The 14,005-nt window shown below is 45.7% G+C and carries 12 protein-coding genes and 1 pseudogene; 5 read left to right on the forward strand and 8 right to left on the reverse strand.

The features are described 5' to 3' along the window. Positions 1-14: 14 nt before the first annotated feature. Positions 15-1,765 (forward strand): annotated as a pseudogene (locus tag HMPREF9007_RS02150) (ATP-binding protein). A 309-nt stretch (positions 1,766-2,074) separates the two neighbouring features. On the opposite strand, the gene buk reads toward HMPREF9007_RS02150, so the two are convergent. Both buk and HMPREF9007_RS02140 read right to left on the reverse strand, forming a co-directional pair. Further along, on the reverse strand, positions 2,075-3,136 hold the full coding sequence (buk, locus tag HMPREF9007_RS02145; protein ID WP_008763573.1) for a butyrate kinase: 1,062 nt from the start codon (positions 3,134-3,136) through the stop codon (positions 2,075-2,077). Between the two features lie 30 nt (positions 3,137-3,166). Continuing rightward, a complete protein-coding gene (locus tag HMPREF9007_RS02140; protein WP_008763574.1) occupies positions 3,167-4,111 on the reverse strand; it encodes a phosphate acyltransferase in 945 nt (314 codons plus the stop codon). Between the two features lie 179 nt (positions 4,112-4,290). Here HMPREF9007_RS02140 and HMPREF9007_RS02135 point away from each other — a divergent pair, with 179 nt between their 5' ends. The 4 genes from HMPREF9007_RS02135 (at position 4,291) to HMPREF9007_RS02120 (ending at position 7,539) form a co-directional block, all read left to right on the forward strand. Then, positions 4,291-5,097, forward strand: coding sequence for a glycoside hydrolase family 16 protein (locus HMPREF9007_RS02135; RefSeq protein WP_008763575.1), 807 nt, complete (start codon positions 4,291-4,293; stop codon positions 5,095-5,097). Between the two features lie 10 nt (positions 5,098-5,107). Continuing rightward, positions 5,108-6,016 (forward strand): LD-carboxypeptidase, encoded by a 909-nt coding sequence (locus HMPREF9007_RS02130; protein WP_008763576.1) that lies wholly within the window; start codon positions 5,108-5,110, stop codon positions 6,014-6,016. Positions 6,017-6,087: 71 nt separating this feature from the next. Then, a complete protein-coding gene (locus tag HMPREF9007_RS02125; RefSeq protein ID WP_008765186.1) occupies positions 6,088-7,083 on the forward strand; it encodes a M28 family peptidase in 996 nt (331 codons plus the stop codon). 30 nt (positions 7,084-7,113) lie between these two features. Then, positions 7,114-7,539: a SufE family protein gene (locus HMPREF9007_RS02120; RefSeq protein WP_008763578.1), complete on the forward strand. Its 426-nt coding sequence runs from the start codon at positions 7,114-7,116 to the stop codon at positions 7,537-7,539. 51 nt (positions 7,540-7,590) lie between these two features. Here HMPREF9007_RS02120 and HMPREF9007_RS02115 read toward each other — a convergent pair whose 3' ends face one another. The 6 genes from HMPREF9007_RS02115 to HMPREF9007_RS02090 form a co-directional block, all read right to left on the reverse strand. Beyond that, entirely contained in the window at positions 7,591-7,815 is a 225-nt protein-coding gene (locus HMPREF9007_RS02115) for a helix-turn-helix transcriptional regulator (RefSeq protein ID WP_008763579.1), read from the reverse strand. A gap of 22 nt (positions 7,816-7,837) precedes the next feature. Next, positions 7,838-8,494 (reverse strand): DUF2975 domain-containing protein, encoded by a 657-nt coding sequence (locus HMPREF9007_RS02110; protein ID WP_008763580.1) that lies wholly within the window; start codon positions 8,492-8,494, stop codon positions 7,838-7,840. A gap of 12 nt (positions 8,495-8,506) precedes the next feature. Beyond that, positions 8,507-9,310, reverse strand: coding sequence for a CPBP family intramembrane glutamic endopeptidase (locus tag HMPREF9007_RS02105; protein WP_032850767.1), 804 nt, complete (start codon positions 9,308-9,310; stop codon positions 8,507-8,509). A 364-nt stretch (positions 9,311-9,674) separates the two neighbouring features. Further along, the gene (locus HMPREF9007_RS02100) at positions 9,675-10,637 is read right to left on the reverse strand and encodes a bifunctional riboflavin kinase/FAD synthetase (RefSeq protein WP_008763582.1); all 963 of its coding nucleotides are present in this window, start codon (positions 10,635-10,637) and stop codon (positions 9,675-9,677) included. Between the two features lie 10 nt (positions 10,638-10,647). Continuing rightward, complete coding sequence (locus HMPREF9007_RS02095; protein ID WP_008763583.1) at positions 10,648-11,271, reverse strand: HAD family phosphatase; 624 nt, start codon at positions 11,269-11,271, stop codon at positions 10,648-10,650. Positions 11,272-11,278: 7 nt separating this feature from the next. Then, complete coding sequence (locus HMPREF9007_RS02090) at positions 11,279-13,969, reverse strand: calcium-translocating P-type ATPase, PMCA-type (protein WP_008763584.1); 2,691 nt, start codon at positions 13,967-13,969, stop codon at positions 11,279-11,281. Positions 13,970-14,005: the final 36 nt, after the last annotated feature.

Here is a 14,005-nt window from a genome sequence, read left to right on the forward strand (position 1 = left end):
AAAGGAATCGTGATATGATGAAACAAATACCCTATGGATTGACGGACTTTGCCCGAATTCAAAAGGACAATTATTACTATGTAGATAAGACCATGTTCATCGAGAGAATCGAGATGCAACCGGCTTATCTTTTCCTGATTCGTCCTCGTCGGTTTGGAAAGAGTTTGACTTTGGCTATGTTGGAGGCTTATTACGATGTAGTATATGCTAATGACTTTGATGAGCTATTCGGGCATCTTTATATAGGTCAACATCCAACCCCGAAGCATAATTGTTATCTCATTATGCGGTTCAACTTTTCGGAAGTAAGTTCTAATGTCAATGAAGTAGAGCGATCATTTAAATTGCATTGCTGTAGTAAGCTTAGGGATTTTGTGTTCAAATATGAAGATCTTTTGGGAAAAGAAATTTGGGATGTTCTCGATGAAGAAATACAGCAAGATCCGGGTGCTTTTTTATCAGCTATCAATTCTTATGCTTCCCGTAAAGGAAATCTCCCTATTTATCTCCTTATTGATGAATATGATAATTTTACGAATACGATTCTTTCGACCTATGGTACAGAGTATTATCAAAAGGCGACTCATGGTGAAGGCTTTGTCCGTGGATTCTTTAATGTGATAAAGGCTGCTACCACCGGTACGGGGTCCGCTCTTCAGCGTATGTTTATCACAGGAGTGAGTCCTGTCACGATGGATGACGTCACCAGTGGTTTTAATATCGGAACCAATATTACGACTGACCCTTGGTTTAATGATTTAGTAGGTTTCAGTGAAGCGGAACTGCGTGAAATGCTTACTTATTATAAAGAACAGGGAGTGCTCATGCAAACGGTAGATGAGACAATTGTCATGATGAAACCAACTATGACAATTACTGCTTTAGTAGAAGTAGATTAGCAGATTGTATGTTTAACTCCGATATGGTGCTTTACTTTATGAAATCTTTTGTATTGCATGGAGAAAAGCCTGATGAAATTGTAGACCCCAACATTCGTACTGACTTTAATAAATTAGCTTACTTGATTCGACTTGACCACGGATTGGGGGAGAACTTCTCTGTTATTAAAGAAATAGCCGAGCGGGGAGAAATAACTACGGACATTGCTACACACTTTTCCGCATTGGAAATGACGGATGTATGCAATTTCAAGTCTTTGTTATTCTATTTCGGACTTCTTTCTATTAAAGGAGTCGATATGGTGGGAAGACCCATTCTGCATGTCCCGAATCTGGTGGTCAGAGAACAGCTTTTTAGCTTTTTGATCCAAGGATATATCAAACATGATATTTTTAAGATTGATATGAACCGGATGACGATGTTATTTGAGAACATGGCTTTCAGAGGAGACTGGAAACCGTTGTTTAATTTTATAGCAGAGGCTATCCGTGAGCAAAGCCGTATTCGCGAATATATAGAGGGCGAAGCACATATTAAGGGCTTTTTGTTGGCTTATTTAGGTATGTACCGTTATTATCAACTGTATCCGGAATACGAACTGAATAAAGGTTTTTCCGACTTCCTTTTCAAACCTAGTCCGTCGGTTCCTGTAATGCCGCCATTAACTTATCTGCTCGAAGTGAAGTATGCAAAGGCTGGCGCTTCGGAGAAAGAAATAAGGGCACTTGCCGATGAGGCGCGGGAGCAGTTACTTCGTTACAGCCAGGATGAATTGGTAGCGGAGGCTAAAGCGAAAGGCGGACTAAAACTAATTACGATAGTGTGGTGTAGTTGGGAACTTGTGCTACTGGAAGAAGTACTTTAGATTCCTACTGCCTTTATCCCCTTCAAGTAGTTCCAGCATTAGTTTCAAGCGAATGAAACTTTCAGTGAGAGCAAACGTTTGCTCTCACTCTGCTACCATAGTTGCTTCCATTGCTGTAACCCTCATGAATAAAGGGATATAGATAAACTGTTAGAGCATGAGAGCAAAACTGCTATCAAATCACTGTGGAGGCTATATAATGTATCTGCCCGAATCATTTATACTGTACACGAAGAAACAGTAACAATTGAGGTGATTGCCGTGCGGAGCTAAGAGCCTTACAGGTAAAAATAGGAATGGCTACGTTTGTTATTTATAGATTTGTACAGGAAGTTCCCCTCTTAATGCCCCTAAAGCATTAAATGCTAATGACTCCATTTCCCCTTCACCGGGATAGACATGTATAGGGGCTAAGAAAGAGATTCTTTTCTTCAATCTTGAAATGATATAGTCCGAATAAGCAATACCTCCTGTCAGCAGAATGGCATCTACTTTCCCGTAGAGTACGGTGGCGGCTCCGCCAATGGCTTTCGCAACATTATATATCATGGCATCCAGTATCAGTTCAGCTTTTTTGTCACCTTCTTCTATGGCTTTGATAATGGCGGGAACATCGGTAGTGCCCAGATGGGCCGTCAGTCCGGCACGTCCGGAGATACGCTTCTTTAATTCATCTTTCGTGAACTGTCCGCTATAACAAATATCGATCAACTGACCGGCAGGAAGGGTGCCAGCCCTTTCCGGCGAGAAAGGCCCTTCGCCGTCTAAAGCATTATTGGCGTCAATGGCTTTGCCATGCTGATGAACGGCTATAGAGATACCGCCACCTAAGTGACAGATTATCAAGTCCAGTTCTTCATATTTCGTTCCCTGCTCCTTTGCGAAGCGGCGGGCGATTGCTTTCTGATTCAAGGCGTGCCAGATGGTGATCTTAGGCATCAGCGGAGAACCCGAAATACGCGCTACATCTTCCAGTTCATCCACCACTCCCGGGTCTGCGATGAAAGCCGGGCAATCAGGAAGGGAAGCGGCCAGTTCGGCTGCAATCAGTCCGCCTAAGTTGCAGGCATGGGTACGCATGGCGTGCAAAGTATCTTGCTTCATGGCTTCGTTGACTGCGTAGACTCCTCCCGGAATGGGTTTGACGAGGCCGCCGCGTCCGATGACAGCATCGAATGCAAAGGGTATTCCATTTGCCTCTAATTCCTGAAGAACCAGATTCTTACGAAATTCAAACTGGTCTATCACCTGCGGATAAACGGATAATTCTTCGACCGTATGCTTGATGTTACGGACGAGCAACGGAGTTTCGTTCTCGTAGACTGCTATCTTCGTAGAAGTGGAGCCGGGGTTGATGACCAGAATCTTCATATCTTTGGAGTTATAAGGTTTGAATTATGATTAACGGTTCAGGTTGAGCTTCTCTCTGCATTCGCAGCCGGCCACTTGCAGGCAGGCCATTGCGATGCTGTAATATTTCGATAAGCCGGAATCACTGCGGGAAGGGAGCACTACCGGGCAGATAGGTCCTTGCAACAATCCTGCCATATCCGCATTGGCAAACAGGGAGACGGACTTGTAGAACGCATTTCCCGATTCTATATTGGGGAAAATCAGCACATCCGCCTGTCCGTTGATAGGCGAAACAATTCCTTTGATGTCCCCGCTCGCCTGCTCACAGGCAGTGCGTACATCCAGCGGACCGTCGATGATTACATTTCCGAACTCTCCCGCTTCGGCAAGTTCCACGATGTTTACATAATCCAGCGAATGCGGGAATTTGGCGCTCACTTTCTCGGTGCAGTGTATCAGTGCAACGCGAGGCTGCTCGATACCGAAATGGCGGCAAGTGCAGATGGCATACCAGATCATTTCAATCCGTTGTTGCAGCGTGGGGCGTGGAATCACTGCGGCATCGGAAAAGAACAGCAGTTTATGGTAAGTCGGAATCTCCATCACCGCCAAGTGCGTGAGGATTTTCCCTTTGGGTAGCAGTCCTTTCTCTTTGTCGAGGATGGCGTGCAGCAGATTGTCCGTGTTGATGATACCTTTCATTAAAATATCCGCTCCCCCTTCACGCACGATGCGGACAGCTTCACGTGCCGCTTCGTCCGAATCTTCGATGTGAATGGTCTTCACGTAGTCGGGATATTGCTTCAAGGCAGGATATTTTTCCAGAATAGCCGAATCCCCGATCATGAGAAACTCTGCAATTCCTTCTTCCAAAGCACGGGTAATGGCATATTCCGTATTAGGGTCGTTGGCGCAGACTACGGCAATTCGTTTCCTACGATTCTGTTGTTTAAGATGGGCTGTTAGCTGGGCAAAGTTCTGAATAGGTTCCATAACGTTAGATTTTTAGCAAATATCAGAAAAATCATTGAGAAAATAATACTCATAACCCGAAAACTTACGCCTGTTATGTAACATTTTGTTATATTTTAGTTGTTTTAGTGTGTAGATATACACCGAACCGTTTTTTCCTGTATTTTTGCAAATGAATCCCCCTTAAACTTTAAAACAAAATGAAACAGTTCAGAAATCTATTATTTATTAGCACATTACTCCTTTGTTGGGTACTCGTTTCCTGCAAAACGACAAGAGTTTCTTCCTCCGGCTGGTCGTTGGTATGGGAAGAGAATTTTAATCAGAAAAAAGGCTTTGACCCGCAGGTTTGGAGCAAGATTCCGCGAGGGAAGGCCGACTGGAATAATTATATGACGGACTTTGATTCCTGCTTTGCCATGCGCAAAGGCAAGTTGGTGTTAAGAGGCATTGCCAATCAGACGCTGCCCAATGATACGGCACCTTATCTGACAGGAGGCGTTTATACCAAAGGTAAAAAGGCATTCCTTGACGGACGCATCGAGATATGCGCCAAGCTGAATGCTGCAAAAGGAGCATGGCCGGCTATCTGGCTGTTGCCCGAAAATGCCAAATGGCCGTCGGGAGGCGAAATAGATGTGATGGAGCGTCTGAATGACGACTCTATCGCTTATCAGACAGTTCATTCTCATTATACGTACACTTTGGGAATCAAGGATCATCCCAAGTCACACTCCACAGGAGTCATCCATCCCGATCGCTATAACGTTTTCGCTGTAGAAATGTATCCGGACAGTCTTTCGTTCTATGTCAACGACATACATACGTTTACTTATCCCCGCATACAGACGCAGAAGGAGGGACAATTCCCGTTCGACCAGCCGTTTTATCTGCTGATCGATATGCAGTTGGGCGGTTCGTGGGTCGGAGCAGTCGATCCCAAAGACCTTCCGGTAGAAATGGAAGTGGACTGGGTGCGTTTTTATCAGCGAAAGTCACTCAAATAAAACATTAAATATGAATATTCAACTTCCTTCTTTTTTACAGAAAGGTGACAAAGTAGTGATTGTGTCACCTTCCAGCAAGATAGACAAAGAGTTTCTGAAACGTGCGAAGAAACGGCTTGAATCATGGGGATTGAAAGTCTCTATGGGGAAATATGCCGGAGGTTCTTCCGGACGTTATGCCGGAACGATCCGGCAGCGTCTGCAAGACTTGCAGGGTGCGATGGATGATCCGAAAGTGAAAGCTATTCTTTGCAGCAGAGGAGGATACGGGGCCGTGCATCTGGTGGACAAGATTGACTTCACCGCCTTTCGTGAACATCCGAAGTGGTTGCTGGGATTCAGCGACATCACTGCCTTGCATAATTTATTTCAGAAGAATGGATATGCCTCCCTGCATTCGCTGATGGCACGTCATTTGAGCGTGGAGCCGGAAGAAGACCCTTGCGTGGCCTATCTGAAAGATATTCTCTTCGGTAATCTGCCCGTTTATACTTGCGAAAAGCATAAACTGAACAGGCAAGGTACGGCCGAAGGTATCCTGCGTGGCGGAAATATGGCGGTAGCTTACGGGCTGCGCGGCACTCCTTATGATATTCCTGCCGAAGGAACCATCCTGTTTCTCGAAGATGTCAGTGAACGTCCCCATGCGATTGAGCGCATGATGTACAATCTGAAACTGGGCGGTGTGCTTGAAACACTCTCCGGACTCATTATCGGTCAATTTACCGAATACGAAGAAGACTGTTCGTTGGGTAAGGAGCTGTATCCCGCTCTGGCCGATTTGGTGAAAGAATATGACTATCCGGTTTGTTTTAATTTTCCGGTAGGTCATGTGACGCATAATTTGCCGCTTATCAATGGCGCAAAAGTGGAATTGACCGTTGGAAAGAAAAATGTGGAGTTAAAGTTTATTTGTTAATAATCCATTCTATCTGAACGATACTGTGGTGAAAATGACTAATTTTGAGGCTTCATATAGATAAAAGGACGATGAAAAAGAAATCTATGATAGTATTGACGAGTGCCTTTGTATTATTATCTGCTTTTTCTTGTGGAGGAGGCAGCAAGGCAACTGGTACGAATGAACAAAGTGAAAAAGTGGTGGTAAATGTACCTCAGTTTGATGCGGACAGTGCCTATTTGTATGTAAAGAATCAGGTAGATTTTGGTCCCCGTGTCCCCAATACGAAGGAGCACGTAGCTTGTGGCAATTATCTGGCCGGAAAGCTGGAGGCTTTCGGTGCGAAGGTAACGAATCAGTATGCCGATCTGATTGCCTATGACGGCACACTGTTGAAGGCGCGGAACATCATCGGCTCTTACAAGCCGGAAAGTAAGAAGAGAATAGCGTTGTTTGCACATTGGGATACCCGTCCGTGGGCGGATAATGATGCTGACGAAAAGAATCACCATACCCCTATTCTGGGAGCCAACGACGGAGCAAGCGGAGTGGGAGCTTTGCTGGAAATCGCCCGGTTGGTCAATCAGCAACAGCCGGAACTGGGCATTGATATCATCTTTCTGGATGCGGAAGACTACGGAACTCCTCAATTCTACGAGGGAAAGCACAAGGAAGAGGCTTGGTGTCTCGGCTCGCAGTATTGGTCACGCAATCCTCATGTGCAAGGGTATAATGCCCGTTTTGGTATCTTGCTCGATATGGTGGGTGGTGAGAACAGCGTATTTCTGAAAGAAGGATATTCCGAAGAGTTTGCTCCGGATATCAACAAGAAAGTATGGAAAGCGGCTAAAAAAGCAGGTTATGGGAAAACCTTCATCGATGAGAGAGGCGATACCATCACCGACGACCATCTGTTTATTAACCGTCTGGCTCGTATCAAGACAATCGATATTATTCCCAATGATCCGGAAACAGGCTTCCCTCCGACTTGGCATACCATTCATGATAATATGGACCATATCGACAAGAATACGCTGAAAGCCGTCGGACAGACAGTGCTGGAAGTGATTTATAATGAAAAGTAAATAGTTAACTAGTAAACCGTAAATAACTTCATGTCAATTAATGAATTACAAGACGAAGTGATTGCTGAATTCAGCGACTTCGATGACTGGATGGACCGCTACCAGCTGCTCATTGACTTAGGTAATGAACAGGAACCGCTCGACGAAAAGTATAAGACCGAACAGAATCTGATCGAAGGCTGCCAGAGCCGTGTATGGCTTCAGGCGGACGATGTGGATGGAAAAATCGTGTTTAATGCGGAAAGTGACGCTTTGATTGTGAAAGGAATCATTGCTTTATTGATCAAAGTCCTTTCGGGGCATACGCCCGATGAAATACTGAATGCTGATCTTTATTTTATCGATAAGATAGGTTTGAGAGATCATTTGTCTCCTACCCGTAGCAATGGGTTGCTGTCGATGGTAAAGCAGATACGTATGTATGCGCTGGCATTTAAGGCAAAAGAAGGGAAATAAAGATAAAAAGGTAATATAGAATGAACGGTGGATATCCTGCGGACCAGGTATCTACCGTTCATTTTCTTTTTCCTCCTCCTGATATTCCAGTATATCTGCCGGCTGGCAGTCCAGTACTTTGCAGATAGCCTCCAGCGTAGAGAAACGGATTGCCTTAGCTTTTCCGGTTTTTAATATAGAAAGGTTGGCGGGGGTGATATCTATTTTCTCCGCCAGCTCGCCCAGAGATATTTTTCTGCGCGCCATCATGATGTCAAGGTTTACTATAATTGCCATAATTTTATTTTCTCGGTTTGGGTTAAATGGTCAGTTCCTGTTCTTCTTTCATTTTCAGTCCGATAGCGAATGTTTCGGCTACAATCAGGCAACCGAGTCCCAATAATAAATCAGTCGTCTGTAGCGCCAGGGGAGCGATGATATAATGTTCAAGCGCGAATACTTCTTTCAGTCCCCAGTAGTTGACGACCTGCGGAATCAGGTAAAACACGAAGGACATAATCAGCAGACTGCCCAGCCAGCGCAGGCGGCGGACATTCTTCCATTCGAATATCTGCGATTTGTTGATGCTCAGAATCAGCATGACAAAGATAATAAGTGCGGAGATGGTGAGCAGTGCATTCATCAGCGAACAGGAACTGCTGATAATCAGGTAACTGTAATTCACTTCTTTTCCGGTGCGTACCGCCATTTGCGTATACATGACGGGCACTTTCTCATTGTTTTGGGCATTGATGATCGTATCCGGTTTGATCATGGCGATCGTAGGTACGACATCCACAAAACGGAAATCGCCTGCAAGCATAGGTCTGTCACATGCTTTCGATTCCTTGTGCTGTTCTTTGGCCAGACTCATTCCGGCTTTCATTCCTGTTCCGAACTGGTATCCTGTGGTATACAGAGAAAGTCCCAGAACAATGAATACCAATATGCTGAGAATATTCAAACGTCTTTTCATCGCTGTTATTTTTTAGTCCGTGATATTTGTTTCTTCTTTCCAGGGATAATGGACGGTCGTACGACGCATCGCCCAAATAACTCCTGCCAGTATCAAAACTGCTACAAAAATAGCAATTAGATAGGAGGTAGTGTCCATCAGATCGCTCATATTTTCAGCTTCCGGATATTTCGTGCTGAGAAATACGGATAACGAATTATTCAGTATATGCATCAGTATGCAGGGGATGAGGCTGGCAGTCTTGTAATACGTCCATGCAAATAGGATACCGATCAGGAATGCCGGAAGTATCTGGGCAGGATTGATATGGAAAACACCGAATAAAAGGGCTGAAAGCAGAATTGCCTTTGTCGGGCTGTACTGCTGTAGCAATGCTTTGGTGATGGCTCCGCGAAATAGCAGTTCTTCGAGTACGGGACCTATGACGGCTATGGCAAGAATGCCTCCCCAGCCGGACTGGAGGATATCGAAGGATTGTTCCATGATGTTGGGAATCCACTTCATCAGTTCTGCCAATGCGGATACGACGAAGCCACAGGTGAGGACAGCCAATGCACTGAAGAACAGATACGAGGATGAAACGGGCGACCAGGTTATTTTCTTTGTGCTGATGTATCCGGCTTTCCATAAATAGATACCCATCATCAGCTGACCGGCCAGTTGCGCCGGAATCATAAGCATGGTAATGAGCGTGTCTTTGTCTAAGTTTCCGGTAGTGGCTACCAGATAAATCACACAGGGGATCATGACTAAAATGGGAGCAATGATCTGTGCGATAAGCAGATTCAGTAATATCAGTTTAATAGCAGTTCTCATATTCGTAGTATTCTTAGTATTCTTGGATGGGATACAAAGATAATCGTTTGTTATTTACTGGCAATGAAGCTGCACAGAAACATGGCTATCATTGAGATGGATACTACCAGCATCGATATACTCATTAATGACTTTTTCATAAAGTGTTATTTTTTAATAGATGATTAAATAGAAAATGTTTGTTTTTCGATGATTATTTATCGTTTATCGATATGCAAATGTAGAGGTAAGTTTTGAGTTGGCAAAGGAAAAAGAGATTTTATTTATCGAAAAACAATAAAAAAGATATGTTTTTCGATATTAACGGACTCGTTGCAGCCGAAAAGAGGCTTATTAATGTGGTTAATTTAGAGAAAAAGGGGGATCATTTCTCCTGTTTGGCGGCGAGTAGAATGGCTTCAGTTTCTTCCGCATCTTTGTGAAGCTGTGCGATTAGTTCGTCGATACTATCGTATTTCAGTTCGGGGCGTGTCCGTTTCACGAAAGTAAGCCGGATAAATTTGTCGTAAATGTCGGAGTGGAAATGAAGGATATTCACTTCGATTGTGCGGTTGGGACCATTTCCGATGGTAGGGCGGACGCCTATATTCAGCATTCCCATATAGGTCTTCCCGTCGAATGTGACCCATACGGCATAGACTCCGTCTGCGGGAATCAGTTTGTCGGGATCATCCACGCTTAAATTGGCAGTCGGAAAACCGATCTTCCGGCCTACCTGATAGCCGCCTACTACCGTTCCGTCCAGAAAGTATTCGTAGCCCAGACAGCGGGCAGCTGCGTCTACATCTCCCTGATGCAGCAACTTGCGGATTAAAGAAGAACTGACCGGGGCACTTTGGGTGGTATCTATCTGTATATCATCTGTGTAAGCCTGTGCACGGATGACCTCAATGCCGATTGCCTGCCCGTAACGTACATAATCGTCAAACCCTTCGCTGCGGTTGTGACCGAAACGGTGATCGTATCCTATCACCAGATACTTTACCTGATAACGTTCTTTCAGTATCTGAGTCATGAATTCTTTGGCGGTCAGACGGGAGATGTCGGGCGTAAAATCGAGCATCAGGCAATAATCTACTCCCGTGCCTGCGAGCAGGTTTGTTTTTTCTTCGGGAGTAGTTAAAAGTTCCGGATGGTAAGCGGCGTTCATCACTTTGCGCGGATGAACGGGGAATGTGACCAATGCAGAACGCAGACCTTTGGCTGCCGCTATCTCCTTCACCTGTTGAATCAGATAGCGATGTCCCATGTGTACTCCGTCGAAGAAACCGATGGTAGCTACGCATGGTTCGGGAATCATAGCCGATGTGTCATTTATAATCTGCATACTTACACTCTCATTTTTTTCTGAAAAGATGGCTCCAGTCTTCACCGGCTTTCGGTGTGTAGGTCGAGATACCCAGTTCCTGAGCTACTTTACAGTTAATTTCGGAATCGTCAATAAAAAAAGTCTCTTTCGGGTCAATACCCGCATCTTCGGTCACTGCCTTGAATATTTCCGGTTCGGGCTTGGCCATTTTCATTTCGTAAGAGAGATACGTTTTCTCAAAATAGTCCTCTACTTTGAACGTACGGTAGGGGAAGGCATTCTTGCATACCCATTTCCAGTGGATGTCATTTGTGTTGCTGAGCAGATAGACTACGTATTTCTCGCGTAGTTTGAGCAGCAAGTCGAGTTTATAGGTCGGGATGTCTACCAAAAAGCTGTTCCAGGCGGCGTCGATCTGTTTGTCGCTTACCATCTTTCCCATCATCTCCCGAATGCCGTCACGGAATTCGGCAGGAGTGATCAGTCCTTTCTCCTGCTGCAAAAATATTCCGTCCAGCTGGTGGGTGCAGAACTTTTCTTCTATGTTCTGGAACCCGATCTTTTTAAAGTTCTCAATACAACGTTCGCGGTCGAGATTTATCAGTACACCGCCTAAATCAATAAGTAAGTTTTTAATTCCTTTACTTTTCATTATTTTCTCATTTGTGAATACTACGTTGAACAAGGCGAATAAGTTCTCCAACCCATAACACCGTGGACGAAACGCCTATAATCAGAAGCCACGTCTGCCAGTCGAGCGGCTCTGTGCGGAATACAGCTCCACCGAACTGTACGATCAGAAATTGTCCGACCAGAATGGCCAGAACAATCAACTCCATGCCATACGATTTGGAAAGTCCCTTGAATGCCGAGTCGGTAGTGCCGAATACGCGGGCATTGAACAGGTTCCAGAATTGCAGCATGACGAAGAAAGTGAAGAAAATGGTGAGGTTATGTACATCCATACCTTGCGCGCTGTGGTCGAAATAATAAATCATTCCGAGCAATACGGCGAGGAAGATCGTACCTACACCTAATATATTGTTACGCATCGCTTTGCTGATGATAAAGTCAGTGCTGCGGCGCGGTTTTTCCTGCATGACGGTTTCGCTGGGAGGGATGGAAGCGAGGGCCAGAGCGGCAAAAGTATCCATGATTAGGTTCACCCACAGCATTTGTGTCACTGTCAGCGGAAGTTCTGTTCCGATCATCGATCCCAATAACACGATCAGCAAGGCTACAAAGTTGATCGTCAGCTGGAATACGATGAAACGCTGAATATTCTTATAAAGAGAACGTCCCCACATGACAGCGGTACCGATGCTGTTGAACGAGTCGTCGAGCAGTGTGATGTCACTGGCTTCTTTGGCTACGGACGTACCTGTACCCATTGACAGACCGACTTGGGCATGATTCAGGGCAGGCGCATCGTTCGTACCGTCTCCGGTTACGGCGACTACGGCTCCTTTTTGTTGGAGCAGCTGCACAAGACGCTGCTTATCTGTCGGGCGGGCACGAGACATGATTTTGAGGTCCATCACACGGTCCAGCGCCTCTTCATCACTCAGTTCGGCAAAGGCAACACCGGTGATACGATTCCGGTCGGTATCTGTTTCCGGTTGCCACAGTCCGATCTGACGGGCAATTTCCGTCGCAGTTCCCGGTGTGTCACCGGTAACGATCTTGATGCCGATACCAGCCGACTGGCATTTGGCAACGGCGGCGGGTACATCCGGACGAATCGGGTCTGAGATGGCTACGACTCCTAAGAAATTAAGGTCGTTGGCAGACACCAGTTCCGTGCAGTCATTCGGTTCGTTTTCTCCTACTATTTTGAAGGCAAAGCCGAGTGTGCGCATTGCCATATTCTGATAATTCAGTAACTGAGCTTCTACTGTCGAACGATATTCGACGGCATCTACCCGTCGGCCGTCCAGTACGACTTCCTTACATTTGCCGAGCACGATTTCGGGTGCTCCTTTTATATAAAGTACTTTCTTTCCGATGATCGGAGACTCGACGAGAGTCGCCATAAATTTACGTTCGGTCGAGAAGGTGAGCTGGTCGAGGATGCGGGCGTGTTCACGGAGTTCGAGATAATTTCTTCCCTGACTGTTGAGCCATAATAACAGGGCGACTTCCGTAGGGTTACCAACACCTTTCGGCTTTTCGCCCGTTGCCGCTTCTTCGAGGAAAGCGGTTGAGTTGGCGCTGATCCCTTCTGCGACAAGAGCGCTGATGTCATCATCGCCCAGGTTGCCGCCATTCTTGATTCCGTAGAAATTGGGTTCGTGTACCTGCATCAGGTTTTGAGTCAGTGTACCCGTTTTGTCCGTACAGATCACGGTGATAGCTCCCATCGTCTCGCAGGCGTGCATCTTTCGTACCAGATTGTTGGTCGAGAGCATACGGCGCATATTCAGGGCCAGGCTGAGCGTTACGCTCATGGGCAACCCTTCGGGGACGGCTACTACAATTAAAGTGACGGCCATCATGAAATATTTGAGGGTCCGTTCGAAAACCGGAAGCCACTCGTGCCAGCCGTTCAGCGAACTGAAATCAAAGTACAACAGTACATCTTTTACAAAGAAGATAAGGAAGGCAAGTCCGGCAACGGTAAAACCGATTTTACCGATCAGGTTCGCGAGCTTGGTCAACTGTATATTCAGAGGGGTCGGTTCCAGATTTTCTTCGGTGCTCTGGCGTGCTACCTTGCCGATTTCTGTGGCATCTCCCACGTGCAGTACGCGCATGGTACCGTGTCCGTCCACCACTGTCGTTCCGCGCATCACTAGGTTGGAGGCATAGGTTGCTTCTTCGTCAAAGTCCGCTTCGATCACAGTCTTGTTGATTACCGGTTCTCCGGTCAGGTTGGATTCGTTCACTTGCAGGGAGATCGCTTCCAGCAGCTGGCCGTCGGCAGGAATCTCTTCGCCTGTTTCCAATATGATAATATCGTCTACAACGACGTCTTTACGTGGGATTTCCTGTACGTGTCCGTTGCGAATCACTTTTACGAGTGTTTCTTCATTGACGGCGTTCAGTAAGTCGAATTTTTTATTGGCATCATATTCGAAAAAGAAGCCGATGCCTGTGGCCAACAAGATGGCCGCTATGATTCCGATAGTTTCGGCATATTCATTTTCGATGATGGAAATGATCAGTGAAAATACGGCGGCTACCAACAATACCCGCACAACCGGATCTTCAAACTTTTCGAGATAGAGCTTCCATAAGGAAGGACGCTTGGGGGGTGTTAACAGATTGACACCGTTCTTTTCTCTGCTTTGTAGGACTTCGTCATCCGTAAGGCCTACATGATAATAATCGTCTTTTTTTGTAGTACTCATGCAAATACATGCGTTTGATTAGGACCGCAAAAATAC

This window comes from Bacteroides sp. 1_1_14 (assembly GCF_000162515.1).
GTDB classification, from domain to species: domain Bacteria; phylum Bacteroidota; class Bacteroidia; order Bacteroidales; family Bacteroidaceae; genus Bacteroides; species Bacteroides thetaiotaomicron.

Excerpts from the sequence above, each read along its gene's own strand:
- HMPREF9007_RS02095 (WP_008763583.1), bottom strand. The coding sequence starts at position 11,271 with ATGAAAAGTAAAGGAATTAAAAACTTACTTATTGATTTAGGCGGTGTA.
- HMPREF9007_RS02100 (WP_008763582.1), bottom strand. The coding sequence starts at position 10,637 with ATGCAGATTATAAATGACACATCGGCTATGATTCCCGAACCATGCGTA.
- HMPREF9007_RS02140 (WP_008763574.1), bottom strand. The coding sequence starts at position 4,111 with ATGGAACCTATTCAGAACTTTGCCCAGCTAACAGCCCATCTTAAACAA.
- buk (WP_008763573.1), bottom strand. The coding sequence starts at position 3,136 with ATGAAGATTCTGGTCATCAACCCCGGCTCCACTTCTACGAAGATAGCA.
- HMPREF9007_RS02115 (WP_008763579.1), bottom strand. The coding sequence starts at position 7,815 with ATGGCAATTATAGTAAACCTTGACATCATGATGGCGCGCAGAAAAATA.
- HMPREF9007_RS02105 (WP_032850767.1), bottom strand. The coding sequence starts at position 9,310 with ATGAGAACTGCTATTAAACTGATATTACTGAATCTGCTTATCGCACAG.
- HMPREF9007_RS02135 (WP_008763575.1), top strand. The coding sequence starts at position 4,291 with ATGAAACAGTTCAGAAATCTATTATTTATTAGCACATTACTCCTTTGT.
- HMPREF9007_RS02120 (WP_008763578.1), top strand. The coding sequence starts at position 7,114 with ATGTCAATTAATGAATTACAAGACGAAGTGATTGCTGAATTCAGCGAC.
- HMPREF9007_RS02110 (WP_008763580.1), bottom strand. The coding sequence starts at position 8,494 with ATGAAAAGACGTTTGAATATTCTCAGCATATTGGTATTCATTGTTCTG.
- HMPREF9007_RS02130 (WP_008763576.1), top strand. The coding sequence starts at position 5,108 with ATGAATATTCAACTTCCTTCTTTTTTACAGAAAGGTGACAAAGTAGTG.
- HMPREF9007_RS02125 (WP_008765186.1), top strand. The coding sequence starts at position 6,088 with ATGAAAAAGAAATCTATGATAGTATTGACGAGTGCCTTTGTATTATTA.
- HMPREF9007_RS02090 (WP_008763584.1), bottom strand. The coding sequence starts at position 13,969 with ATGAGTACTACAAAAAAAGACGATTATTATCATGTAGGCCTTACGGAT.